Here is a 24,527-nt window from a genome sequence, read left to right on the forward strand (position 1 = left end):
ATTGATAATTAATCGCATTCTACTCACGCGCCAGGTCTTAGGCAAATACCCAAGCCCCACTCTTCGTTCCGCAAAGTGGCAAGCAGAACCGGCTGTGACTATTGTTTTTGGCGACGGAAAACTATCGGAGGCATGGACATGAGTCAGAGCATTTCGCCCGCCGCTTCATCTGAGCGCAATACAGGCATGGTTGCCACGACGTTATGGGGCTCGGACACCGTCGCCGGCATCGCGGTGGATCCGGACGGGAATATCTGGCTGGGCGCTTACAGTCGACTGGGACTAGGCGGCGAAGAGGATTCCGGCTTCACGGCCAGCGTGGTCCGGTTCAATGCCGACGGTCGCCTGGACCGCGACTTCAGCGCAGACGGCAAGTCCCTCCTCCCTGTGTCGCTCGATATCGAAGACGGCGGTAATGGCGCAGTGCAGCCGGGAGGGGGCTACCTGGTGGCGCGGTACGTGAAAGTCGGCGACGCCTGGGTGTCGGGCGTAAGCCGTACTTTGGCTGACGGCAGCCTCGATACGAGTTTCGGGAGCGGCGGCACCGCGACGGTGCCTTTCTACTGGAATGACAATCTTGGCCAGCAAGCGTCGTTCTCCGTGCAACGCGACGGCAGCTTTTTCGCCAGCGCTGGGTATCCCTCCGGTGAGATCCATATCGCTCGCTTCGACGCGACGGGGACCTTGGTGTCGTCTTTCGCAGACGCAGGAGTCCTGCACCTGCCAGCGTCCGTTGGCATTCACCCCGGCGGCATGATCGACGTTTCGTTGCAGGGAGACGGCAAGGTACTGGTCACGGGGCAACATACCCTGACCCGCCTCAACCCGGACGGCACCCTCGATAGCAGCTTTGCGAACGGCGGCAGTCTGGCCCTGGAGGTTCACGCAGACGCCCTCGTCATCCAGGATGACGGCAAAATCCTGCTCGCCGGCGCGTCGGGTGGCGTGGCGACCGTCATCCGTCTCAACGCCGACGGCTCGCTCGACACCGGTTTCGGTGATCAGGGCCAGGTACGCTGGGGCTCGGAAAGCGCGCCTTTCGCAGTCGCCGACATGATCGTGCTGGCCGACGGCAAGCTATTGATTGGCGGAAGCCAAGGCACGAGCGCGGACGGCTACCTGGCCGCCTTGGTCCAGTTGAACCCCGACGCAAGTCTGGACCACAGCTTTGGCAACCCCGACGACGGCTATCACCACCTGGACGGTGGCGACGATGATGACTTCTTGCAAGGTACCGCCTCGTTCGACGATGCGATCTTCGGCGGTGCCGGTGACGATCTGCTCGATGGCCAACAAGGGCGTGACCTGCTGACGGGCGGGGCCGGGGCCGATACGTTCCGCAATGAGTCAGTCGCAGACAGCTACCGAACCGCAACCACGGCCCATAGCGACCGAATCACCGACTTCGACCCCGGCACCGATACGCTCGACCTCTCCTCCCTGGGCTTTCTCGGGCTGGGCAATGGACATGACGGAACGCTGGCGATACGCGTCAATGAAAGCGGAACGCTGACCTACCTCAAAAGTTTCGAGGCCAACGCGGACGGCGAACGCTTCGAAGTAGTCTTCGACGGCAACTTGGGCCAAACACTGAATGAAACCAACATCCTCTTTCAGCAAGCCAGGCTGACAGGCACCGAAGGGGCCGACCATCTACAAGGCAATGCCCGAGGCGAAATCTTCCAAGGGCTCGCGGGCGATGATCGCCTTTATGGAGCGCTGGGGAATGATGTATTGGTTGGCGGCGAAGGTCGGGACCTGTTGATGGGTGGCGGTAACAACGATGTGTTCCGCTTCGACTTGCTGAGCGACAGCTACCGGACCGCCACCGAAAACCATACTGATCGCCTGATCGACTATACCGCGGGTGAAGACACGATCGATGTGTCCGCCTTGGGCTTTACCCGACTGGGAAATGGCTACGACGGCACACTGGATGTGATTTTCAATGAAGCCAAGAACCTGACTTACTTGAAGAGCTACGAAGCCGACACATCGGGGGCTCGATTCGAACTGAGCCTGGTTGGGGATCATTCTGGTTATCGTAACTTGAACATCGTGTTCGCCGAGCCCCCGGAAGAAGAGATCTTTCAATTGCTCGGCATGTCCAGTTCCCTGGTGTAAACGCGAGCCTGGTTATGCCTTGCCTTGGGCCGCTCGATTTTTCACGAGAGGGAGAAAGATAATGGGATATCGTGTCGAGCTGTCGATCAGCTCAACATGCCAAGGAAGCCAATGCTCTGTTCACTCGTATTGAATGGTCAGCCACAAACGCCTGACCTATTGGAACGGACAGCGCCCTGGTGGAGTTTTACGAAGACAGTCCTGGCTGCGACAGCCCTATCCTTGGTACATGACGGGCTCATTGGCCTGGACGACCCCATTCTTGATCAGCCTTTCACATTACGCCAGCTACTGCGGCATGAGGCGGGTCTGGCCGATTACGGCGAACTTGCGGAGTTGCACGCCGCCGTAACGAATAGTGAGTCAGCCTGGTCGGTAGATGAAATGATGCAACGCCTTGATGGCACCCGACTTCGATACCCCCCCGGAACCGGTTGGCATTACTCAAATGTTGGCTACTTGTTAATTGGCAGGCTTATTGAGCGGCTAACGGATCTGACGCTTGATGATGCAGTGAGTCAACGCGTGCTAACCCCTCTGGACCTGCCGAACGTTCGCTTCGCTAAAACGCGAGAAGATTTACAAACGGCACGTCTCGGAAGCTTCTCAAATTATGACCCCGCTTGGGTTTATCACGGCCTGTTGATAGGCCCCATTTCGCAAGCAGCAGTATTTCTGGATCGGCTCCTCCGTGGAGACCTACTCTCCACAACCTTGCTGCTTGAAATGCAGACAGCACGAACATTGGGCGGCCCGATTCCCGGGCGCCCATGGATTACTCCGGGCTATGGTCTTGGTGTCATGCAGGGCTCGATTGAAGGTGGGCATTCTCTATGCGGGCATACAGGCTGCGGGCCTGGCAGCGCAATTGCCGTCTACCGAATCTGCGACGGTGATTCATCGGCTTGTTGCGCTGCTTTTGAGGCAGGCACTAGCGAAGGTGCCGTCGAAGCCTTCGTTGTTGGACAGCTGATTCAAGCGCTACCTTCGAACTTAACCGGAAGAAGCTCATGACCATGGTGTTACCAGAGAGCGTACTCATGAAACTGTCGGTGAGAGCGGACAAAGACGGCCTAACGCTGACTGACCTTGCCCCCTTTTGCGAAAGATTTGGCGTTGCGCCGCATGATGTGCTCAACGAGCTGTCCGTCGCGGTTGCGGAAGGCTATCTACAGGGATCTCTGCTCTATGATTTTTGCGACGGAGTTATGAACGGAATCATAAATGCTGTGGTTGAAGTAGGCATGACCAACGTCATGCCTCAGCCCGCTTTCTCGCTTTACCAAGCATTCGATCAAGGTGAATGGATCCGCAGTAATGACCCACCGAAAACTTACCCCAGTGAGATATACACGAAGCCAGTTGTCGAGGAAATAATGCGTACGCTTAAGAGATCAGCTTTCACAGATTGAGAGGTTTTCGCTTTTCAGCTGGAAGGCAGTGGATCGAACCTGACCGGTTTGGCCGAAGATTACCCATCAAGCCAAACCGCGCCTCGCCCCTCAGGCCTTTCGGACCCAGCGACGCCGAACGCCAGAGTAGATAGCAAGCTAAAGGCGATCAGGAAGTCTGGATACTCTCAAGCTCCTTCGCCGCCTCGGCAACCTGAACCTAAACGCAAATAGAATCAGCCAGTGCACTCCAACGACGGTGTGTCCAAGAACACCCAGTATCCAAGGTACAAACTTACCTGAAGCCAACACAGCGAACCCACTGTATTCAATTAATAGATAAGCGTTTAATCCGACGTAAGCAAGCCCGAAGAAAAGCGACACCACTTCCGCTTCAGATTTATCATCAAACACCCTGTAGAAGCTCACAAGCGCCCACGAACCTATTAGAACCTGAATAAGTATGGGGCCTATAAAAAATAGACCGCTGATTCCGCCAAGTCCAAGACTGTAGATACCAAGCCCTGCGAACATGAAAATTGTCGGAACGACCACTCCATAAAATTGCAACCTGACCAGCCAACCGTGTAGCAGAGTCACTACTTTGATGTCCGGCTGTTTCGTATTCATGTTGTCATCCTGACTTTTGGTTAGCCAATATCGGAACATAGGATTTCGGATATGGCGATTCGGTATCCATCACTGCCCCAACGTAACATCAACAGGAATATCCAGAATAAAGCTTGCCCCCTGCCCCACCCCGTCGCTGCGCACGGTCAAGCTGCCGCCCATTTCCTGCGCGGCCAGCGCGCAGCTATGAAGGCCGAAACCGTGGCCGTCCTTGCGAGTCGTGAAGCCATGGGAAAAGAGACGCCCCATATGTTCAGGCGCAATTCCCTTGCCATTGTCGGCCACGGTGATACGCAAGGTTGGCCCGTCAGTGAGGAAGGCGCTGAACGTGACGCAGGGACCGCGATCGACCACGCCCTCGAACGCCTGCCTGGCATTGCGGATCAGGTTCACCAGAATCAGCAGCACCCGGTGCCGGTCGAGCGACAGCAGCGGCAAGTCGGCAATCTCCTTGACCACCGTCACCTGCTGGCGTGCCGATGACCCGATACTCATGCGCAAGGCATCATCGATCAATTCCGCGACCGGCACGGTCTCGACGATGCTGACTGCAACGGCATAGGACTGCTGGGCAGTTACGATAGTCTTGATGTGGTCGATGCCCTTGGTGAGTTGCCCGAGTTCTTCGATGATGCCTTGCTGCTCCACCGTCACCACCTCCGCCAGCCTGGCCAGGTAATCAGGCAGCATCTTTCCCTTGGGGTCTGCGGTGAGGAAATCGCCCAGGTCATCGATGTGCTCCTTCAGCAGTTGAGCCACTTTGCCCAGCCCTTGGGCTTTGGAGCTGCGCATCTGGCTGCTGACCAGTTCTGCCGATACGTTCACGCTGTTGAGGACGTTGCCGACGTTGTGCAGCACCGTCGTGGCTATTTCGGCCATGCCTGCCTGGCGGGATTTCGCATGCAATTGGCTTTGTACCTGGTTCATGCGTAGCGCCGCACGTACACGTGCCTTGAGTTCCAGCGGCGAGAAAGGTTTGGCGAGATAGTCATCGGCGCCACTCTCCAGCCCGGAAACGCAGGCCTCGCTGCCGCCGCGGGCTGTCACCAGGATCACGGGCAGATGCGCAAAGCCGGGGCTGGCTTTTATTCTGGCTGTCAGGCCGATGCCGTCGAGCTCCGGCATCATCACATCCGAGACGACGACGTCGATGGGTTGGCGCTGCAACAGTGCCCAGGCTTGCTCCCCATCCGTTGCGGTGGCGACGGCGTAATCGGAGCGCAACAGTTCGCTGAGATAGCTGAGCATCTCCGGGCTGTCGTCTACCACCAGCACTTTGGAGCGCTGGGGCTGTTCCGGAGGCTGCTCCTCGTTTGCGCCGGGCGTCGACGCTGGGTCGTCGCGACTGACCTGGCGACCGTCGTCGAAACGCAGGTGGCGCTGCTCCAGGGTGCTTGTCAGGCTCGGTGACGACCGCTCGTGCAGGTTGTCGACTTCGATCGGCAGCGTGTTTAGCTCAGCCCCCAGCGGCAGCCGGACATAGAAGCACGAACCCTTCCCGGGCTCGCTGTTGACGCCGACCTCGCCACCCATCAATTCGGCCAGATCCTTGACCAGGGCGAGACCGATGCCTGTGCCGCTGTAATGCCGCGTGGCGGAATTATCAATCTGGGAAAAGCGCTGGAACAGCAACGGCAATTTGTCAGGCGCAATGCCGATTCCCGAGTCTTGCACCGCAAACTCGAATCGCTCGCCATCAATCTGGGTCACTGCCAAGTGAACGGTACCGCCAGTGGGCGTGAACTTGATGGCGTTGCTCACCAGATTCAGAACGATTTTCTCGAAATGCCGGGGGTCCAGGAACACCGTGCCTAGCGCGGGATCGATGCTGCAGGTCAGGGTGCAGCCTTTGCCTTCGGCGACCATGGCGGCATCCTCGGCCAGCACACCAACCATTTGGTTCAAGTCGATTAGCGCTGGGCACACGTCGAACTTGCCCGCTTCGGCCTTGGAGAAATCAAGGATGTCGTTGACCCGGTTCATCAAGCGCAGCGCGTTGCGTTGGGCGCGCTCGATTTGGGCTCGCCAGTCCTCCGGCGGGGTGCTTGCCGCCGAGAGCTGCTCCAGAGGGGCGAGAATGAGCGTCAGGGGGGTGCGCAGTTCGTGACTGACCGTGGCAACGAAATCACTCTTGGCCTGATTGGCCGTCTCGGCCTGGTTGCGCGCCTGAATAAGTTCGACGGCCTGCGCCTCCAGCACCTCGGTCTGACGGTGCAGCGTGTCCGTCCGCTCGGCGACCATCCTTTCCAAAGAGGCCTGGACTTGCTGTCGTTCGGCTTCGGCCTCGGCCTCCAATACCCGGATGCGCAGGGCCGTCTCCTGGAACACCCGTACGGCGCGGGTCATGATTCCAATCTCGTCGCCGCGTCCGGCGCTGGCGATTTCGGCGTTCAGGTCACCGGCCGCAAGCCGGCGCATGACCGAAGCCAGGGCCACGATGGGCTGTGCGACAAATCGCGAGGTGCTCCAGGCGATGGCGCCGGCGAGCAAAATGGCGACGGTCCCTGCGATAATCGTGGCGAGCATGCCGAGATCGTTGTGGGCCACGGCGTCGGAGCGCGCTTCACCGGCAAAACGCGCAACCAACAGGCCGGCGCTCCGTGCCTCGTCGCGAACCTGGTCCCGTGCGTCGCTCAAGGCGTTGCTCGCCTGATGGAACCTGGCGAACGCCGCCCGGTAGCCGGCGATCTGATCGCCAACAGTCGGGGCCGTTGCCTTGGCTTGCAGCCCGACGGAGGAAGGAAGCACCCGAGAGAGACGGGAGAGCTCGTCCAGGATGGCGCCGACAGCGCTGGCGATCTCGGTCGACGGTGACAGGCGAAACGACAATGTCTGCGCCTCCAGGGTGGCCACGCGCTCGGCGAAACGTTTGGACAACGCGGCGGCATTGTTCAGCAATCCGGTGGCGGCCTGAATGTCGCTTGCGTCATGGGCGACGTGCCCCTCCCTTTCACCCAGCATTGCCTCAAGGCGCCCGGCCGCCTCGCCGACGTTGGCGAGCTGTCGCAAAGCCTCGTCTCCCCGCAGCTTGGGCGCCTCGCCAAGGTGTCCTACCGCCTTGCAGGAAGCAGCAACCGCCGCCGCCAACTGGTCCTGAGCGTCTCTCTCCTGTGGCGCTTCCATCACCTCGGGCAATTGCCCGACCACCGGCAGGAGTGCGGCGCAAGCGTTGCGCGCCGCAGTGGCGGCCTGCCCCTCCCCGGTCACGAGCAGCTTGGCCACGTTGGCGATGATGATCCGTTCACTGTTGCGCAGGACGTCCAGGATGCGGTGGGCACTTTCGATGTTGCTTGCCCGCGTCGCGTGCTCGGCGGCGCGGGAAGCAACGCCCTTCAAACCCTCGGCAATGCCCTGTTCGACGAGGGTCGTCGCCTCACGCATCCGGCCGTAGTGGGCTGTCATGTTCTCCGTTTCGCCATTCATGGTCAGGGTCGCCGCCCGCAACGCAGTGATCGCCGCGGCGAGCCTTTCCAGGCTCCCCTTGAGCGATTGCGCCTCTGCCACCGGAATGGCCGTGAGGCCGGCAATCGCCGTCGCCACCATGCCTTCGGCCTGGGACAAGCTCTCCTGGTCGCGGGTGGCGATGAAGTTTTCCACCCGGCCGGTGGCCCCGTTGACCGAGGCCAGGATCTCTGCGGAATGGCTGGCGGAATCCACCGCACGCACCATGCCTCGCAGGCCGTAGAGGTTCACGAGCGATACCGCCAGCATCAGCAATACCAGGGCGGCGACCGCCAACCCGATCGTGACGGCAATGGGCCTGTCGGTGGCGAGCTTGAAAGTCACCATGGTGCCTCGCCTCCCCGGCCTGCCACTACTGCTTCGTGATCTCCGGTGAAGGCGTCGGAGGCGCCGTATTGTGGATGGCCGCGTCGATCATCGCCGCAACGGAAGCCTGGCTGTAGACAGGATTGGCGGCACCGCCCACGGGCATGGTAGCGAGCCAGGTGTCCAGGTCTTTCGCATCGATACGCACCAGCGGCACTTCGACGAACTTCGGCACCTGCTTGCCCGCCAGAATCTGCTGGGCCACCCAGAAGCCCACCTGGGAAACGCTCGGGGAGGCAGAAACCGAGACAGTCTCGTAGCCATTGGCATCGCGTTCCTGTTTCCACAACGCGAGTTCGTCCTGGCGGTTCCCCATCACAATGATCGGCAAAGGCCGTCCCGCCGCCTTGAACGCCATGGCCGCCCCATAACCGTCACCTCCTTGAGTCGCCACGGCATCGATGTTGGGCAGCGAAGGCAGCGCCAACGCTACTTCCTTACGTGCGACGGAGGCGGTCCAGTTCCCATAGACGGTCTTGACGAACTTCAGGCCGGGATAGTCGCTGGCGGCCTTGCGAATGCCGTCACTGATGTTTTTATCGGTGGCATCGCCAGCAATGCCGCGAATCTCCAGCAGCGTTCCGTTCCCCTTGAGGCGCTCGGCGATATAGTCAATTTCCACGCGGCCCATGGCGGACCAGTTGTAGTCCACGGTATAGACGCAACGCTCGGTGACCAGGCTGGCCATGACGACCACCACGATGCCGGCATTGCACGCATCGCGAATCACCCCGTTGAGGGCCGTGTCGGAGGCGGCCAGGATGACGATGGCGTTCACACCATTGACGATCATGTCCTGGATATGGGCTGCCTGTTCCGACGCCGAGTTGTTGGCGCTGACCACCGGAGCCTCCCGGATCAAGCCATCCTTTTGCGCCTGGGCGGCAATTTCTTGCCAATTGCTCACCATCACCTTGCGAAAATCGCTGCCCGCGTAGGAGTTGCTGAACGCAATGCTGTGGCTTGCGGTAGAGCCGCTGGCGATGCCGCCGTCAGCCGCTTGGGCGGCAAGCATCGCCAGCCCCGTCATGCAACCGGCGAAGCGACACAAGGATGTGTGGATCGGTTTAGTGTTCATGCAGCTCTCCTTTGCGCTTGGGCATCATCCACCTGCACCTGCCGACAGCTTGACTGTGCAGCCGCTGCGGCGTTGTCCGACACCGCATCTTCAGCGGGGCATACCGCCTCATCCATCAATAGAACCGGGCATGAAGAACCAGACACACAGCGCTCCTTTCCTTGGTAGCCAATACTTGAAGTCGATACATTGCCTGCAATGGCAGTGAGCATAGTCTCAGCATGTCCGCTTCGCGCGCGGCGTGGACGATTTCGGCCGACTGGACGCCTGCAAGGTCACAGCGGGAGACGAGACGCGCTTTTTCCCTTCCCCCGCTACTTTGATTTCGGCATTTAACAGGCAAATCTTTAACGCAGATCAACAAAGCGCCCCTGGCTCCCGCCCTATCATCCCCCAGCGCCAAACCTTCGCTGAGAGTTGAGAGGCAGGGATGAACGACGTAACCGGTAGATGGCTCAAGCGAGGGGCTCTGGGGAGCTTGGTTGTGCTGGGTGTGCTTGGCGCCTGGTATGTGCTGAAACCCGCCCCCGTGAACCCTGACTTCGCCAGCGGCAATGGACGGATCGAAGCCACCGAAGTGGATGTGGCGAGCAAACTGGCCGGACGCATCGATACCATTCTGGTGGCCGAAGGCGAGCAGGTCAGCGCCGGTCAGGTGCTGGCGCGCATGGATACCCAGGCGCTGCGGGCCGAAATACGCCAGGCCCAGGCCCAGTTGCAGCGCGCCATTACCGCCAAGCTGACAGCGATGGCTCTCGTTGCTCAACGGGAAAGCGAAAAGATCACTGCGCGGGCCGTGGTCGCCCAGCGCCAAGCCGAATTGATTGCCACACAGAAACGCTTTGCCCGTACCGAGATCCTGGTGAACCGCAACGCCCTGGCCAGGCAGCAGCTGGACGACGATCGCGCGCTGCTGGACAGTGGCCATGCCGCGCTGGCAGCTGCCAATTCGCAGGTATTGACCGCCCAGGCCGGTATCGAGGCCGCCAAGTCGCAGGTGGAAGAGGCCCAGGCGAGCATCGAGGCGGCAGCGGCGACAGAGCAACGCTTGCAGGCGGACCTGGCCGACACCGAACTCAAGGCGCCTCGGGATGGACGAGTCCAGTACCGCATCGCTGAAGAAGGTGAAGTCATTCCTGGCGGGGGCAAGGTGCTGAATCTCGTGGACCTGAGCGACGTGTACCTGACGTTCTTTCTGCCCACCGACCAGGCCGGCCGAGTCGCCATCGGCAGCGAGGCACGTGTGATCATCGATGCCGCCCCGCAATATGTGATTCCCGCCAACATCAGCTATGTGGCCAGCGTCGCGCAATTCACGCCTAAAACAGTGGAAACGGCCAACGAACGGGAAAAACTGATGTTCCGTATCAAGGCCCGGATAGACCCTGGGCTGCTGCGCAAGCACCTCAGCCAGGTGAAGACTGGCGTGCCGGGCGTGGCCCATGTACGGCTGGACCCTCAAGCCCAATGGCCAGCCGAACTCGAACTCAAGGTGCCGCAATGACAGGCGAGGTCGCTTGGGTGGCACGCCTGCAGGATATCAGCTTGCGGTACGGCAACACCCTCGCCCTGGACAGCATTACCCTGGATATTCCCGCCACCGGCATCGTCGGGCTTATCGGTCCGGACGGCGTCGGCAAATCCAGCCTATTGGGGCTGATTGCAGGCGCACGGGCCCTGCAGCAGGGGCACCTCACCGTACTGGACGGCGATATGGCCAACGTCCGGCACCGAGAAACCTTATGTCCGCGCATCGCCTACATGCCCCAAGGCCTGGGCAAGAATCTTTACCCGACGCTCTCGGTATTCGAGAACCTGGATTTTTTCGCCCGCCTGTTCGGACAAGGCCGGCGTGAGCGTCGGCAACGCATCGATGCCCTGCTGGCCAGTACCGGGCTGACGCCCTTCGCCGACCGCCCCGCAGGTAAATTATCCGGTGGGATGAAACAGAAACTGGGGCTGTGCTGCGCGCTGATCCACGATCCCGACCTGCTGATCCTTGACGAGCCCACCACTGGCGTCGACCCCCTCGCCCGGAACCAGTTCTGGCAACTGATCGCCGGGCTGCGGGCACAGCGGCCACAAATGCGCGTCCTGGTGGCCACGGCCTACATGGAAGAGGCTGAACGCTTCGATCATTTATTGATGATGGATGCGGGCAAGGTTCTGGCCAGCGGTTCACCCGCACAGATCCGTCAACAAACTGAATGCCAGAATCTGGAAGCGGCTTTCATCGCCCTGCTGCCGCACAGTCGTCGACGTGGCCATAAACCGCTGGTGATCGCGCCCCGTGTCCCACCTGTTGGAGAGCCGGTGATCGCCATCGAGGCCCGCGAATTGACTTGTCGCTTCGGCGCTTTCACCGCTGTGGACAGTGCCAGTTTCCGCATTGAGCGCGGGGAGATCTTTGGTTTCCTGGGCTCCAATGGTTGCGGCAAATCCACCACCATGAAAATGCTGACCGGCTTACTTGCGGCCACTTCGGGACAGGCGTGGCTGTTTGGCAAGCCGATCGATCCGAAGGACCTCAAGACTCGGCAGCGTGTCGGCTACATGTCCCAGGGCTTCTCGCTCTACTCTGAGTTGACGGTTCGGCAGAACCTGGTGCTGCATGCGCAGTTGTTCCATGTGCCTGCGGACGAAGTGGGCAGCCGCGTCGCCGAGGCGGCCGAGCGCTTTGACCTGAAGCAGAACCTGGATGCCCTGCCCGACCGGCTGCCGCTGGGTATCCGCCAGCGCCTGTCGCTGGCCGTAGCGCTGATCCATAAACCCGATGTGCTGATTCTCGATGAACCCACCTCTGGCGTAGACCCGATTGCGCGGGACGCTTTCTGGCAACACTTGCTCGACCTGTCGCGCAATGACGGCGTTACCATTTTCATATCCACGCATTTCATGAACGAAGCGCAGCGCTGCGACCGGATCTCCTTCATGCATGCCGGGCGGGTACTGGTCAGCGGCGCGCCCGAGCAGTTGGTCATCGATCGCGGGTTGAGTAGCTTGGAGCAAACCTTCGTTTCCTATCTGGAACAAGCCGCCGGCAACGAAGCGGCGACGGCACAGCACGAGGAACCGGGTAAGGAACCGCCCGCCGTCGAAGCCGCCCTGAATGCTCTTTCCAAGCGCCGCCGCAGCGGGTTCAGCAGCCTACGCATGTTCAGCTACGCCCGGCGCGAAACCATGGAAATTCGCCGTGACCCGATCCGGCTGACCCTGGCCGCGCTGGGCACGGTATTGCTGATGTTCATCATGGGCTACGGCATCAGCCTGGACGTCGAAGACCTGTCTTACGCGGTGCTGGACCGCGATCAGACCACCACCAGCCAGGCCTACATCCGCAGTTTTTCCGGCTCGCGCTACTTCATCGAACAGCCTGGGCTGCAGGATTACGCCGACTTGGAGACCCGGTTGAAAAGCGGGGCGATCACCCTGGCGCTGGAAATCCCCCCCAACTTCGGGCGTGACCTCAAGCGGGGTTCCCAGCCGACAGTGGCCGCCTGGGTGGACGGCGCGATGCCCATGCGTGCGCGCACCATAGAGGGTTACGTGAATGGCCTGCATAACGGCTATCTGGCGGAACTCGGGTATAGCGGGACCGCCCTGGCCAACGTAGAGGTGCGCTACCGCTACAACCCGGACGTGGAAAGCTTGCAGGCGATGGTTCCAGCCATTATTCCGCTGCTATTGATGATGATTCCGGCGATGCTCACCGCGTTGGGTGTGGTGCGGGAAAAAGAGATGGGCTCGATCATCAACTTGTATGTCACGCCGGTGACACGCCTGGAATTCCTGCTGGGTAAGCAGCTGCCCTACGTAGCCATGGGCATGTTCAACTTTTTCCTGATGTGCGCTTTGGCCGTCTGGGTGTTCGACGTACCCCTCAAGGGCAGTCTGTGGGTGTTGAGCCTGGGCGCGTTGCTGTACATCGGCACCTCCACCGGGTTGGGCCTGTGGATGTCGACGTTCATGAACAGCCAGATAGCCGCCGTGTTCGGCACCGCCATCGCTACCCTGCTGCCGGCTATTCAGTTTTCCGGGTTGATCAACCCGGTGTCTTCGCTCGAAGGATTCGGCGCGCTGGTCGGCAGGGTGTACCCGACCGCACAGTTCCTCACCATCAGCCGAGGGATCTTTTCCAAGGCCTTGGATTTGCAGGCGCTGGCACCCTATTTCCTGCAACTGCTGGTGACGGTGCCGATCCTGATTGGCCTGAGCGTGCTCTGCCTACGCAAACAGGAGCGTTAGCCATGCACAGCCTGATGAACATCCTGCGCCTGGGCATCAAGGAATTTCGCAGCCTGTACCATGACCGAGCGATGCTGATCCTGATCATCTGGGCGTTCTCGTTCGGTATCTACACCGCAGCCTCCGGCATACCGGAAGCCTTGCACCATGCACCGCTGGCCATCATCGATGAAGATCACTCGCAACTGTCCGAACGACTGAATACGGCCTTTCAGCCGCCCTACTTCCTGCCAGCAGCGAAAATCAGCAACCAGCAGGTCGATGCTGGCATGGACAGCGGTCGCTACACCTTCGCCCTCAACATTGCGCCCGACTTCCAGCGCGACGTCCTCGCCGGACGCCGTCCCAGCCTGCAACTCAACGTCGACGCCACCCAGATTGGCCAGGCGTTTACCGGCGCCGGTTATATCCAGACCATCGTTGCCACTGAAGTGGCCGAATTTGTCCGTGGTGCGCGAAATACGCCGGCCGCCCCGGTGGGCTTGGCCATGCGCATGCAGTTCAATCCCAACCTGACCCAGGCCTGGTTTACCTCCGTGATGCAACTGATCGATTACGTCACCATGGTGTCAATCATCCTCAGCGGCGCCGCACTGATTCGAGAACGTGAGCATGGCACCATTGAACACCTGCTGGTGATGCCGCTGCGCGCGTTTGAAATCATGATAGCCAAGGTCTGGTCCATGGGCCTGGTGGTGCTGGTGGCCACCGCCTTCGCCGTGTGGGTGGTCGTGCGAGGTTGGTTGGCGGTGCCTATCAGCGGCTCGATCGGATTGTTCCTGTTGGGAACCGCGTTGCATCTGTTCGCGACAACCTCCATCGGTATCTACTTGGGCACGGTGGCGCGCTCCATGCCGCAACTTGGACTGCTGAGCATCCTGATCCTGATTCCACTGCAGTTGCTTTCCGGGGGGGCAACACCCCGTGAAAGCATGCCGGAGCTGGTGCAAAACCTGATGCTGGCCGCCCCTACTACGCACTTTGTCAGCTTCGCCCAAGGCATTCTGTACCGCGGCGCGGGCCTGGCAATTGTCTGGCCGCAGTTCCTGGCGATTGCGTTTATCGGCGCGCTGTTTTTCGTTGCAGCGTTATTCCGGTTTCGTCGGGCGATAACGCAAATGGCCTGAGCCCGGCCAGAACCCTTCTTCCAGCCTCGGCGTACAGCGGCAGCGGCCAATGCCGCTGGAACCTGTACAAAAAAGATACCAAAGTACAATTTATTGATGCCTTTGTGCCATCAATAATCCCGCCCAACGTGCCTGATCCACCTGTTCATGAGAGGCCCCACATTCACCGGGGCGCTCCTGCACGCTCGAATCAACATCAAAAGACTGTGGAAAGGACCTCCCGCCAGAGCCAAGAAGTAACGTCGCTACATGCGCCAGCTGAGCCATCTACCTGGACATGTCGGGTGCCAAACAACCCAACGTTATTGGCCGGACCGTGCAAAACATAAGGGTTGTTGCCGCGATCTCGGCACACCCAACGATTGGGCTGGGAGGCTTTATGAAACTCAAATCGCTGCAAATCAGAATCTGCATGACGGCGGGCATCTGCCTGTTTGTTTCATCACTGAGCCTGGTGCTCTACGGGCTATTCTCCTCCAGGTCCAACGAGCAATACGTCGCGACCGAAGTCTCGGCCTTGGTCGAGCGTTCGACTATCCGGGAGATCCAGAACCTGGCGGAATCCCGGGCCAACGCCATCCAGGCCAAATTGCAGAATGCCCTGGATGCGGCGCGTACCATGGCCAACGCGTTTGCCGCGAGCAAAACCTCACAAAGCCCTCTACTAATGGGCCGGGAGCAGATCAACGCCGTATTGCTCGGGGTGCTCAAGGATAACCCTGACTTCAATGGCACCTATTCCTGCTGGGAACCGGACGCATTGGACGGCCAGGACCTTGCGTTTCGCACGGCCCAGGATGGGAGCAATCCGGAGACCGGCCGGTTTACACCTTATTGGACGCGCAGCGCAGGCGGCCACATCGCGGTGCAGCCGCTGGTTGAATATGACTCCTTGGACCGCCATCCCAACGGCGTGCCTAAGGGCGGTTGGTACAGCGGTCCCCGCGACACCCTGAAAGAAAGCGTGCTTGACCCCATTCCGTATGTGGTCCAGGGAAAAAATGTCTGGCTGACCACCCTGTCGGTGCCGATCGTTTCAAACGGCAAATTTTACGGCGTGGTCGGGGCCGACTTCGACATCGCCTTTATCCAGAAACTCAGCGAGCAAATGTCCGCTGAGCTTTACAGCGGCAAAGGCTCGGTGTCGATTCTCAGTAATCAGGGCTTGGTGGTGGCTGACAGTCAGCGCACGGACTTGATTGGCCAGCCCATCAAGGCGTTGCTGCCTGAGTCATGGGAAACAGTGCTGGGCGCGATTCAGAGCGGGCGCGGTAATGGCGTGCTCAACACGCAAACGCAACAAATTGAAGTTCTGATGCCCATTGAGCTTGGCCGCACCGGTAAACCGTGGGCGGTATTGATTCGTCTGCCCAAGGCCGTGGTCATGAGCCAGGCCATTGCCCTGGAGCAAGAACTGCAGGCGCGCAGTCTCCGTAACAGCATCTGGCAGGTCTCTGTGGGTTTGGGCATCTCGTTGCTGGCCCTGGTCGCCTTGTGGTTCGCCGCCGCGAAAATCGTCGGCCCGATCCGCGAAGCAGCTGCCCTGGCCGCCAACATCAGCCTGGGGGATTTCTCGCGGCGTCTGGTGCAGAAAACCGAAGATGAGGTAGGACAGTTGTCCCTGGCCTTGAATGACATGTCTGAAAGCCTGCAAAGGCAAGTGCGGGTCGCAGAACGCATTTCTGAAGGTGACCTGGACCTGGAGGTTCGTTTGTCCTCGCCCAACGACACCTTGGGCAAATCGCTGGAAAAAATGGTCAGCAACCTCAACCAACTGATCTCTCAAGTTCAGTCCAGTGCAACCCAGATCACCGGAAGCTCGGCGCAGGTCACCGACCTCAGTCAGTCGTTGTCTGAAGGCGCGGCGAACTCCGCCTCGTCCATCACCGAAATCAGCGCGGTCATGACCCAAATGGCCGCCCAGACCCGAGACAACGCCGCCAACGCCAAGCAAGCGGACGAGCAATCCCAGGCATCGCGGGCCGACGCGGGAGAAAGCGATCAACTGATGGGCGAATTGATTGCCGCCATGGCCGAGATTGACGACTCGGGCAAAGACATCACGGCGATCATCACGACCATCGACAACATCGCCGCGCAAACCAATTTGCTGGCGTTGAACGCGGCCATTGAGGCTGCCCGGGCGGGTGAATTGGGACGAGGTTTTGCCGTCGTCGCAGACGAAGTCCGCAGCCTGGCGGCGCGCAGTGCCGAGGCCGCTCAGCAAACGGCCGCACTGATCGCCGACTCCTCGAGCAAGACGCAACGCGGCATGGTCATCGCGAGCCGAACCGCCGAATCGTTGAAGAATATCGTCAATGGAACCGGCGAGGTTTCCAGCCTGGTGTCGCTGATTTACCAAGCCTCCAGTGAGCAAGCCTCGGGATTGCAGCAAGCAAGCATCGGGCTTGAGCAAATCGACGAAGTCACTCAGAAAAACCAATCGAACTCGCTGGAGTGCGCGGTGGCGGCCAAGGATCTTTCGGAACGGGCTGCGCTCATGCAAAGGGAGCTGGGCAGGTTCAAGGTAAAACGATAACCAGCTGCGCAACGCCCCGTTTCCTATACCGTGAAAACAATGGACGCCATGGACATGCTGGTTCGTGGCATCCGGTACCCCGCCATATAACCGAACAATGCGATGGGCCATTGCGCTGGTGGCTCGCTAAAACCCATCGACAACCAATATTGCTTTAGCTGACAAAAAACAGGCGTAGCTGAGTTGTTCTTCTATGCTTGCTTCAACTAAAGGAATCTCCACATGGCCGAGTCTGAACCAAGGCTTCTGCAGGTGCATGCCCTCAAGACCGCTTGCTCGAACTGCAGCGTGCTTGAACTGTGCCTGCCCATTGGCCTGACGGGCGGTGAAGTCGAGCGCCTGGACACGCTGATCGCCCAACGGGTGAAGGTAAAGAAAGGCGCAGCGCTATATCGCACCGGCGACCCATTGCGCTCGTTGTATGCGGTCAGATTGGGGTTCTTCAAGACCAGCGTCCTGTCGGTGGACGGCCGCGAACAAGTCACCGGTTTCCAGATGCAAGGTGAAATGCTCGGCCTCGACGCTATCAGCACCGATCACTACGCCTGTAATGCCATCGCCCTCGAAGACAGCGAAGTCTGCCCGCTGCCCTTCAATCTCCTGGAAAAGCTCGCCCACGATTTGCCGTCCTTGCAACACAACCTGAACAAACTCCTGAGCCAGGAAATCGTGCGCGACCACAGCATGCTGCTGATGCTCGGCAACATGAACGCCGACGAGCGCATGGCAGCGTTTTTGTTGAACCTGTCTCAGCGGCTTAACATGCGCGGCTATTCCTCACGGGAATTTGTCCTGCGCATGAGCCGCGAGGCCATCGGCTCCTACCTGGGCCTGCGCCTGGAAACCATCTGTCGATGCATCGCCCATCTGCGCCAGGAGGAACTGGTGGATTTGCATGGACGCAACGTCACGATCCTGGACTTGCCCGGTCTCAAGCAAAAGGTCGCCGGTTGCCATCGCCACGCCGAGTTGTGATGCCTGCCGTGCGTGGCGGTGCTCCCGGCGATCCACGGAAAAGCCATTGATTGCATTGTTTGCCCAGGCGGCCGTTGATTGCTGTCAATCACTTTGCCGTCAGGGCCCATTCCTTCATACCGCCAGAACGCTGCACTGCACCTGATACAGGATGTGCTCTGTCGTGCTGCCCAGCAGCCCAAAAGGTTGACTGTGCTGGGATCGGCCCATGACGATCACATCCACCTCATGCTCCAGCGCAAACTCACTGAGCGCCGACACGGGATGTCCCAGTAGAAATCGCCTGCGCTCGGCCGGCACGCCGAACAGGTTGGCCAATTCCACGAAGGATTTTTCCTGTGTCCTGCGCAATTCCTTGCTGAGCTGCGACAGCGAAAAGCCGCCGCCTCCCGCATCGCCCAGGTAAACCGACGGCACTTCGAACGCGTGCACCAGATGCAACTCGGCGTCGCACTGCAACGCGAGTTCAAGCGCCTGGCGGATAATCCTGTCGTTAAGCCCGCTGTTCTGTGCAAACGCACTGGAAGGGTCCACGGCCGCGACGACTTTGCGCGGCAAGGCGTGTCCGGCAGCGCCCACCAGGTACAACGGAACGGGGCACTTGCGCAGCAACTGCCAATCCAGCGGGGTGAAAAACGCGCGCTTGAGCAGGGATTCATGCTGGACCTGCTTGATCAGCAAGTCGGGTTTGATCTCTGCGACGTGCTCCAGGATTCGCTCGCGCATGCCGTCCACCCACGTCATTTCAGTGGTGACCCGCAGGCCCCGGCGACGCATCTTGTCGGCCTCCTCTTCCAGCCAATCGCGCTGGTCCTGGAAATAGGTCTGCCGCGCTTCTTCACGAGGCTCATCCTCAAGCACCGACAGAATATCCAACGAAGGGATCAGCGCCGTGACATGCAGATGCGCCTTGCTGGCAGCCGCCAGGGCGGCAGCGTGATGGAGGGCGGGCGAATGCCGTTGTGCCGGGTTGAGGATCAACAACAGGCGCTGATACTGGCTCATGATGGATCTCCAGGTTCGGACTCAAAATTGATTCTGGATCGCCCGCATGACTATGACTTGATCTACATCAGAGCCAGGCAAGCTGGCGTGACAACAACGGACAAGCCAACGGCGCCATCGTGCTCATCCCCTGACCGCCAGCAGGCTGCCCGGTACCGAATACAAGGCCCGCTCCGTCGTGCTGCCGATCAAGCGCTCCAGGCCAACACGGTGCGCGGTTCCCATGACCACCACATCGGCCTCGTATTCATCGACGAACTCATGGATGACCGGTACCGGCAGGCCAAGGGTGAAATGTCGACGATCGGCCGGCACGCCACACTGCTCGGCAAGGTTGATAAACGCCATGTGCAGCGACGCCCGCAGGTCATCAGCGAAATCATCATCCCAGGCTCCTGCCAATAGCGACGCTTCGCCGTTGAGCGCAACCGACAGATCGCAGGCATAGAGCAGGTGCAACGCAGCGTCGCATTGCCGGGCCATCTGCGCCGCAACCTGGACGATGCGTTGGTTCAAGGCGTTGGCCTGGGGATCGGACGGATCCACTGCGGCCACGACCCGGCGCGGCAAGCCGTGCACCGCCTGGCTGACCAAATGCATCGGCACCGGACAATCGCGTAACAGATGACAGTCGAGGGGCGTTGCAAACACGCGCTTGAGCAACGGTTCGAGGGTGACGTCCTTGATCACCAGGTCGGGTTGGAACTGTTCGACGTAGCGAAGGATGTCCAGCAGCGGATGAATGGTCCAGACGACATGCGTCTCGACGTCCAAACCCTCCTCCTTGAGCAGCGCCGCCTCCTCCGCCATCCAACGACGATAGCGATGCAAATGACGCTGCACGTTTGCGTCGTCTGTTTTCTCACCCCACAAGTGGGTGCGGGCCGGCGGCTGGACGAACACGCACAGATGCAGCGCGGCCCCGCTGGTCCGGGCCAGGGCGCAGGCCCTGCGCATCGCTGCGCTGGGGTGCAAGTCAGGTTCGACGATCATTAGCAAACGCTGGTATTGCCCCATCGCACACCTCCATCGAGTGGTTCTTCTCACGATCGGCGCCGGGCACCGGCCCCGCTTCGGCACTGCTTGCAGCGTGCGCCCATCCACTGCCCATGCGGCTTGATCTGCATCAAGTGCGGCGCAATCGACGGTTGGCTGCGCCGGGGCTGATCCAGATCAGAATCGAGGGCCGTCATGGGCGTAGAACGGCAAGGAACGCACAGCTTATTTCGTACCGCACGCTGATATCCGATGGAGGATCAAGCCATGCTTACAGTCAAAGACCACAACGATCGCGCCGCCGCCTTGTACGCCAGCATCCATGGCAAGCACTGGATCCAGGCGCTTAAGGACGGCCGGCATGTGCTGATTCGGCCGCTGCGGGAGGAGGATCGCCAGCGCGAATATGACTTCATCAAGCGCCTGTCGCCGGAGTCGCGGCACATGCGTTTCCTGTCACAGATCAATGAGCCGGGCGCGGCCCTGCTGGATCAATTGATGGATGTGGATTGCAAGACGCGCCTGGCCTACATCGCCCTGGTCCACGACAACGGCGAATTGACCGAGATTGGGGTCAGCCGCTATTGCTCCGCCTCAGAATTCGAATGCGAATGCGCCGTGACCGTGGCCGATCACTGGCAGCACCTGGGGCTGGGCACGTTGCTGATGGAACACCTCATCGACGCAGCCCGTAAGAACGGCTACCGGCAGATGTATTCCGTCGATTCCGCGAGCAACGCCGCCATGCGCGACCTGGCCCATAGCCTGGGGTTCGAGACACGTGCCGACCCCGACGACACCCGGCAGGTCATCCACCGGCTTTATCTTTAGTCACGACATTACGCGGAGGGCCACATTCCATGGCCCTCGCGCAGGAGGCTTCCGTCATGCCTGCGGTTTGATCGCCCAGATGCTGCAAGGCGCCCGTTGCAACAGGAGCTCGGCGGTCGTCCCCAGGCGCTTTTCCAGGCCATGATGCGCGGTCGTTCCCATGACGATGACATCCATGTGATGGTCGACGGCGAATGTACGGATACTGCTCAACGGCGCCCCTTCGATGAAATGTCGTTGCTGCGGCATGACCCCATGGCGTTCAGCCAAGGATTCGAACACTTCATGCTGCGCCTCGCCCAATGCCTCATAGACCCCGGTTGCCAGGGGCAGTGCGCCAAAGCCCATGTCCGACGCATAGACGGCCGTCCAATCGAAGGCATGCAGCAGCTCGACCTCGGCATTGCATTGCTCGGCCAGCTTGACGGCTGCGTTGACGATCTGATCGTTGAACACAAGGTCCTGCTCATCGCTGCGCAGTACGTCGACGATCGCCAGGACCCGCCGCGGCCGAGCATTGCGCGAGTCAGTGACCAGATGCACCGGCACAGGACAGTCACGCAGCAAGCGCCAGTCCAGCGGTGTGAAGAAAACCCGCTTCATGGCCGGCTCCGGCTGTGCGTCCTTGATGATCAACGCCAGCGGCAATTCCTTGATGTACTGCTGCAGGGTTTGAAAGGCGTCCTTGGACCAGACCACTTCGCACGTCACCTCCACACCATGCCGGCGCGCCAGTTCGGCCTGTTGCCACAACCAATGCCGATGGGTTTCCAGGTAGCCCTCGCGGGCCTGCTTGACCTGGTCGGGTGCGAACAGACCGGCCACCGACAACAGTTCCAGATAATCGATCGCGACAATATGCAGCGGCAGGTCCAATGCCAACGCCAGCTCGGTGGCACGGTCGAACGCCGGCGTACGGATCATGGCGTCAGGCGCCAACAGCAACAAACGGGGAGTCAGTGGCATGGAATACCTCGACGCGTGGCGTTAACCACAGAGTGGGGGGAAGACTTCAGAATGAACGCATGGCAAACGCAGGACTTGATATTGATCAAACTGCCATCATCTGGAATCACAGATCCGGGAGCATCAGCCCGCCCCACATCGCCAATGTCATCAGTACCTGGCCGGGAATGACGAACCCGGCGAACCGGCGTCCTCCGCTGACCCAGGCCACCACGCATTTGCTCAGCGAGTTGCTGGTGAAGGCCATCAGGACGGGCGCGGCGATGCCATCGAAGGGCAATAACCCGCCCTTCGCCAGTGAGGCAATGGAAGCGGTCGACGCGTGGGCATCAACCAAGCCGCTGAAGATCGCCGTGACCATCACCCCGGCCTGCCCGAACCCGGCGAGCATCGCCGATGAGACAACCGTGATCGCAGTCATTGCCACGACGACCATCAGCGCCAGTTTCAAGCTGAAGGCCCCGCCGTGCGTGATCCCCTCCTCGGCGCGCGCCCTGGGCCGTGGAAACATCAACACGCTCGCATAGGCCAGGACCGCCAGCAATCCGCACAGCAACGCCTCCCACATCCAACGCAATAGCGCCGGCTCGACGGCCGCGAGGATCAGAGCCATTTGCGCCACCGTCGCCAGATTGGATAACACCGCGGCGGCGCTTAGCAGCTTGAGATTGAGCGGGTCCTTCTTTGCAATGCCGCCCATGGCCGCAACCGTCGCCGTGGCGGAGGCGAATCCCGAGGCGATCGCGCTGACGGCATAGCCGTAGCGGGTACCCAGGGTACGCACTGCGACACGCCCCAGCGCGCCCACGCCCATCAGCATGACGGTCAGAATGCACAGGTTGCGCGGGTTGATTGCATCATAGGGCCCGAGGAATCGATCCGGTGCTAGCGGCAGCACCACCAAGGCTGCGATCAATAACACCAAGCCATCGCGCATCTCCCCAGCCGTCAACTGGTTGCGAGCAAAGTGATGCAAGGCCTGGCGGCTGGCCAGCAGCCCCGCCATCACCACGCCTACAGCGGTCGCCAGGGCCGGTTCACTGACGCAGAGCGCGCCCAGCGCCAACACGGCAAACAAGGCCACCTCGCTCGTGATGCCAGGGTCCTTGTCGAGGTTTCTCCAATACGCCACGGTGACCAATGCCCCCAGCGCAAGCGCGAAAAAGCCTAGCAATGAAGGGCCGCCGATCCAGGCGGTGACATACCCCAACAACGAGGTCACGGCAAACGTACGCAGGCCGGCGAAATCACGCCTGCCGTCCTCGCCCTTGCGCCGCTCGCGCTCCAGCCCCACGAGCAGGCCGATTCCCAGCGCCGCGCCGGCGTTGGCAAAACCCAAGGCTTCGATCGCGGCCACGGACTATGACAGATGCGCGAGCATACGTTGCGACGGCGCTGGCACATCCCGCGCCACGCCCGGTCGAGCGAACGCTCCTTGCGGCCAGGCATGGGGGGCGTCGATGCGCGCCTGCAGCGTTCTGGTGAACGCCTGCGCTTGCTCAAGGCTTTTGAAACCCACACACAATGCGTCCAAGCGCACGACCCAAGACGTCCCTGGCTGCCGCTCTTCAATTCGAATAATCATGACCAACCTCCCATGACGGGTGGGCCTGAATTCCAGGATCAAGTCCTAGCGTGCGCGCCCGTCGCGCAGGGAAGATTGATCGGGATCAAACATTGCGCTGGGGCGCCGTCATCGCTCGCGCAACGCTCTGAGGTGTATTTGATGCAAATCAAGTCACCAAGCCTCACCGCGCTCATGATCGATACCAGATACAGCCCGTGCGGCAGTCGCACGGCGCCAACAGGTCCTTGCCCAGGAGGTTTGTCATGTCCACGCAATCACGCTTGATGCTGGTCGCTTCGCCACTGATGGAACACAGTCCGGCGTTCGATCGAGCGGCCGCACTGGCCAAGTCCCAAGGCGCCGCATTACACATCGTCGCCTTTGATTACCTCGACGGCCTGGCCACGGCCGGTCTGGTCAACGAACAAGCGTTGGAACAGATGCGCCTGGGCTACGTCGAACGCCATCGGGATTGGCTGGAGGAACAAGCCAGGCCCCTGCGCAAGCTCGGCATCGAAGTCACCACCGAAGTGACGTGGGTCGAGCGCCCCTTGCAGGAAATCCTGATCCACCTCAAGGAAACGCCGATGGACGCCCTGATCAAGACGGTGGATCCCGAGTCCTGGATCTCGCGGCTGATGTTCACGCCCCTGGACGTTCACCTGCTGCGCGAATGCGAGGTGCCGTTGCACTTCGTCAACAAGGTGGTTCATGCGCGCCCGCGCAAGATCCTCGCGGCCATCGATCCATTCCACCGCGACGGGCGCTACAAAGGCCTCAACGACCGGATCCTGGGCGAAGCCAACAAACTCGCGGCCAGCTGCGATGCGGAACTGGAAGTCATCTACGCTTACGACCTGTCCTCCATCACTGCGGCCGAATACGGCTTTGGCAACGGCTCGACCTTCTTTTCCTCGGCCCTGGCCCAGCAGCTCTACGAATCCCAGGGCGCAGCATTCGAAGCCTTGGCCGAACGCAACGGTATCGCCCCGGAACAACGACGCATGATCATGGGCGATCCGGCCAAGGTACTGGTCAGCTACGCCGCGTCCCACGATATCGACGTGATCGTCATGGGCCGCGTGCACTATGGCGGCCTGGACAAGCTGATCGGCAGCACCGTCGAGAGCCTCTTGTACAAGATGCCGTGCAGCTTGTGGGTCATTGCGCCGGAGCAATTTCACTGAAACCTGAAGGCCATCGCCGATGGCCCGTAGAACCACTC

Annotated in this window: 18 protein-coding genes and 2 pseudogenes; 10 read left to right on the plus strand and 10 right to left on the minus strand. The window is 60.5% G+C overall.

What is annotated here, in order from left to right; all coding sequences use genetic code 11:
• Nucleotides 1–138: 138 nt before the first annotated feature.
• The 3 genes from J3P79_RS15045 (at nucleotide 139) to J3P79_RS15055 (ending at nucleotide 3,536) form a co-directional block, all read left to right on the plus strand.
• A complete protein-coding gene (locus J3P79_RS15045; RefSeq protein ID WP_434603711.1) occupies nucleotides 139–2,124 on the plus strand; it encodes a M10 family metallopeptidase C-terminal domain-containing protein in 1,986 nt (661 codons plus the stop codon).
• Nucleotides 2,125–2,235: 111 nt separating this feature from the next.
• Nucleotides 2,236–3,138: a serine hydrolase domain-containing protein gene (locus tag J3P79_RS15050; protein ID WP_434603713.1), complete on the plus strand. Its 903-nt coding sequence runs from the start codon at nucleotides 2,236–2,238 to the stop codon at nucleotides 3,136–3,138.
• A complete protein-coding gene (locus J3P79_RS15055) occupies nucleotides 3,135–3,536 on the plus strand; it encodes a hypothetical protein (protein WP_434603715.1) in 402 nt (133 codons plus the stop codon). Before J3P79_RS15050 ends, J3P79_RS15055 begins: the two co-directional genes overlap by 4 nt.
• Nucleotides 3,537–3,674: 138 nt before the next feature.
• Here the strand turns inward: J3P79_RS15055 and J3P79_RS15060 are convergent, their stop codons facing one another.
• From J3P79_RS15060 to J3P79_RS15080, 5 genes and pseudogenes are all read right to left on the minus strand, one after another.
• Nucleotides 3,675–4,145, minus strand: a complete 471-nt coding sequence (locus J3P79_RS15060; protein ID WP_434603717.1) for a hypothetical protein — start codon at nucleotides 4,143–4,145, stop codon at nucleotides 3,675–3,677.
• 69 nt (nucleotides 4,146–4,214) lie between these two features.
• Nucleotides 4,215–5,072 carry a sensor histidine kinase gene (locus J3P79_RS15065; protein ID WP_434611492.1) on the minus strand — a complete coding sequence of 286 codons (858 nt, stop codon included), beginning with the start codon at nucleotides 5,070–5,072 and terminating at the stop codon, nucleotides 4,215–4,217.
• Nucleotides 5,073–5,678: pseudogene (locus J3P79_RS15070) on the minus strand (ATP-binding response regulator); the annotation flags it as partial.
• Nucleotides 5,670–7,934: pseudogene (locus J3P79_RS15075) on the minus strand (ATP-binding protein); the annotation flags it as partial. The pseudogenes J3P79_RS15075 and J3P79_RS15070, both read right to left, overlap by 9 nt.
• Before the next feature lie 25 nt (nucleotides 7,935–7,959).
• Nucleotides 7,960–9,051, minus strand: coding sequence for an ABC transporter substrate-binding protein (locus J3P79_RS15080; RefSeq protein WP_434603719.1), 1,092 nt, complete (start codon nucleotides 9,049–9,051; stop codon nucleotides 7,960–7,962).
• Nucleotides 9,052–9,481: 430 nt separating this feature from the next.
• Here J3P79_RS15080 and J3P79_RS15085 point away from each other — a divergent pair, with 430 nt between their 5' ends.
• The 5 genes from J3P79_RS15085 to fnr all read left to right on the plus strand — a co-directional run bounded on the left by J3P79_RS15085 (nucleotide 9,482) and on the right by fnr (nucleotide 17,937).
• Nucleotides 9,482–10,555 carry an HlyD family secretion protein gene (locus J3P79_RS15085; RefSeq protein ID WP_434603721.1) on the plus strand — a complete coding sequence of 358 codons (1,074 nt, stop codon included), beginning with the start codon at nucleotides 9,482–9,484 and terminating at the stop codon, nucleotides 10,553–10,555.
• Entirely contained in the window at nucleotides 10,552–13,296 is a 2,745-nt protein-coding gene (gene rbbA / locus J3P79_RS15090; protein ID WP_434603723.1) for a ribosome-associated ATPase/putative transporter RbbA, read from the plus strand. The genes J3P79_RS15085 and rbbA overlap by 4 nt, the downstream gene beginning before the upstream one ends.
• A gap of 2 nt (nucleotides 13,297–13,298) precedes the next feature.
• Nucleotides 13,299–14,423 (plus strand): ABC transporter permease, encoded by a 1,125-nt coding sequence (locus tag J3P79_RS15095; protein WP_434603726.1) that lies wholly within the window; start codon nucleotides 13,299–13,301, stop codon nucleotides 14,421–14,423.
• Nucleotides 14,424–14,802: 379 nt separating this feature from the next.
• Nucleotides 14,803–16,962 (plus strand): methyl-accepting chemotaxis protein, encoded by a 2,160-nt coding sequence (locus J3P79_RS15100; protein WP_434603729.1) that lies wholly within the window; start codon nucleotides 14,803–14,805, stop codon nucleotides 16,960–16,962.
• Nucleotides 16,963–17,184: 222 nt separating this feature from the next.
• Entirely contained in the window at nucleotides 17,185–17,937 is a 753-nt protein-coding gene (gene fnr / locus J3P79_RS15105; RefSeq protein WP_434603732.1) for a fumarate/nitrate reduction transcriptional regulator Fnr, read from the plus strand.
• A gap of 114 nt (nucleotides 17,938–18,051) precedes the next feature.
• Here fnr and J3P79_RS15110 read toward each other — a convergent pair whose 3' ends face one another.
• Nucleotides 18,052–18,942 (minus strand): universal stress protein, encoded by an 891-nt coding sequence (locus J3P79_RS15110; RefSeq protein WP_434603735.1) that lies wholly within the window; start codon nucleotides 18,940–18,942, stop codon nucleotides 18,052–18,054.
• A 123-nt stretch (nucleotides 18,943–19,065) separates the two neighbouring features.
• Nucleotides 19,066–19,959, minus strand: a complete 894-nt coding sequence (locus tag J3P79_RS15115; protein WP_434603738.1) for a universal stress protein — start codon at nucleotides 19,957–19,959, stop codon at nucleotides 19,066–19,068.
• Nucleotides 19,960–20,205: 246 nt separating this feature from the next.
• On the opposite strand from J3P79_RS15115, the gene J3P79_RS15120 reads away from it, so the two are divergent.
• On the plus strand, nucleotides 20,206–20,769 hold the full coding sequence (locus J3P79_RS15120; protein WP_434603741.1) for a GNAT family N-acetyltransferase: 564 nt from the start codon (nucleotides 20,206–20,208) through the stop codon (nucleotides 20,767–20,769).
• A 54-nt stretch (nucleotides 20,770–20,823) separates the two neighbouring features.
• On the opposite strand, the gene J3P79_RS15125 is transcribed toward J3P79_RS15120, so the two are convergent.
• The 3 genes from J3P79_RS15125 to J3P79_RS15135 all read right to left on the minus strand — a co-directional run bounded on the left by J3P79_RS15125 (nucleotide 20,824) and on the right by J3P79_RS15135 (nucleotide 23,320).
• Complete coding sequence (locus tag J3P79_RS15125; protein WP_434603744.1) at nucleotides 20,824–21,735, minus strand: universal stress protein; 912 nt, start codon at nucleotides 21,733–21,735, stop codon at nucleotides 20,824–20,826.
• A 106-nt stretch (nucleotides 21,736–21,841) separates the two neighbouring features.
• The gene (locus J3P79_RS15130; protein WP_434603747.1) at nucleotides 21,842–23,092 is read right to left on the minus strand and encodes an MgtC/SapB family protein; all 1,251 of its coding nucleotides are present in this window, start codon (nucleotides 23,090–23,092) and stop codon (nucleotides 21,842–21,844) included.
• Nucleotides 23,093–23,095: 3 nt separating this feature from the next.
• Nucleotides 23,096–23,320, minus strand: a complete 225-nt coding sequence (locus J3P79_RS15135; RefSeq protein WP_434603750.1) for a hypothetical protein — start codon at nucleotides 23,318–23,320, stop codon at nucleotides 23,096–23,098.
• A gap of 245 nt (nucleotides 23,321–23,565) precedes the next feature.
• Here J3P79_RS15135 and J3P79_RS15140 point away from each other — a divergent pair, with 245 nt between their 5' ends.
• The gene (locus tag J3P79_RS15140) at nucleotides 23,566–24,489 is read left to right on the plus strand and encodes a universal stress protein (protein ID WP_434603753.1); all 924 of its coding nucleotides are present in this window, start codon (nucleotides 23,566–23,568) and stop codon (nucleotides 24,487–24,489) included.
• Nucleotides 24,490–24,527: the final 38 nt, after the last annotated feature.

The sequence above is a fragment of the Pseudomonas sp. R1-7 genome, assembly GCF_051132105.1.
GTDB lineage: Bacteria > Pseudomonadota > Gammaproteobacteria > Pseudomonadales > Pseudomonadaceae > Aquipseudomonas.

Bases quoted from the DNA above. Each gene is read 5' to 3' on its own strand.
- J3P79_RS15085 (WP_434603721.1), top strand. From the start codon at position 9,482: ATGAACGACGTAACCGGTAGATGGCTCAAGCGAGGGGCTCTGGGGAGC.
- J3P79_RS15060 (WP_434603717.1), bottom strand. From the start codon at position 4,145: ATGAATACGAAACAGCCGGACATCAAAGTAGTGACTCTGCTACACGGT.
- J3P79_RS15100 (WP_434603729.1), top strand. From the start codon at position 14,803: ATGAAACTCAAATCGCTGCAAATCAGAATCTGCATGACGGCGGGCATC.
- J3P79_RS15115 (WP_434603738.1), bottom strand. From the start codon at position 19,959: ATGGGGCAATACCAGCGTTTGCTAATGATCGTCGAACCTGACTTGCAC.
- J3P79_RS15080 (WP_434603719.1), bottom strand. From the start codon at position 9,051: ATGAACACTAAACCGATCCACACATCCTTGTGTCGCTTCGCCGGTTGC.
- fnr (WP_434603732.1), top strand. From the start codon at position 17,185: ATGGCCGAGTCTGAACCAAGGCTTCTGCAGGTGCATGCCCTCAAGACC.
- J3P79_RS15135 (WP_434603750.1), bottom strand. From the start codon at position 23,320: ATGATTATTCGAATTGAAGAGCGGCAGCCAGGGACGTCTTGGGTCGTG.
- J3P79_RS15050 (WP_434603713.1), top strand. From the start codon at position 2,236: ATGCTCTGTTCACTCGTATTGAATGGTCAGCCACAAACGCCTGACCTA.
- J3P79_RS15045 (WP_434603711.1), top strand. From the start codon at position 139: ATGAGTCAGAGCATTTCGCCCGCCGCTTCATCTGAGCGCAATACAGGC.
- J3P79_RS15120 (WP_434603741.1), top strand. From the start codon at position 20,206: ATGCTTACAGTCAAAGACCACAACGATCGCGCCGCCGCCTTGTACGCC.
- J3P79_RS15095 (WP_434603726.1), top strand. From the start codon at position 13,299: ATGCACAGCCTGATGAACATCCTGCGCCTGGGCATCAAGGAATTTCGC.
- J3P79_RS15140 (WP_434603753.1), top strand. From the start codon at position 23,566: ATGTCCACGCAATCACGCTTGATGCTGGTCGCTTCGCCACTGATGGAA.
- J3P79_RS15125 (WP_434603744.1), bottom strand. From the start codon at position 21,735: ATGCCACTGACTCCCCGTTTGTTGCTGTTGGCGCCTGACGCCATGATC.
- rbbA (WP_434603723.1), top strand. From the start codon at position 10,552: ATGACAGGCGAGGTCGCTTGGGTGGCACGCCTGCAGGATATCAGCTTG.
- J3P79_RS15065 (WP_434611492.1), bottom strand. From the start codon at position 5,072: ATGAACCAGGTACAAAGCCAATTGCATGCGAAATCCCGCCAGGCAGGC.
- J3P79_RS15110 (WP_434603735.1), bottom strand. From the start codon at position 18,942: ATGAGCCAGTATCAGCGCCTGTTGTTGATCCTCAACCCGGCACAACGG.
- J3P79_RS15055 (WP_434603715.1), top strand. From the start codon at position 3,135: ATGACCATGGTGTTACCAGAGAGCGTACTCATGAAACTGTCGGTGAGA.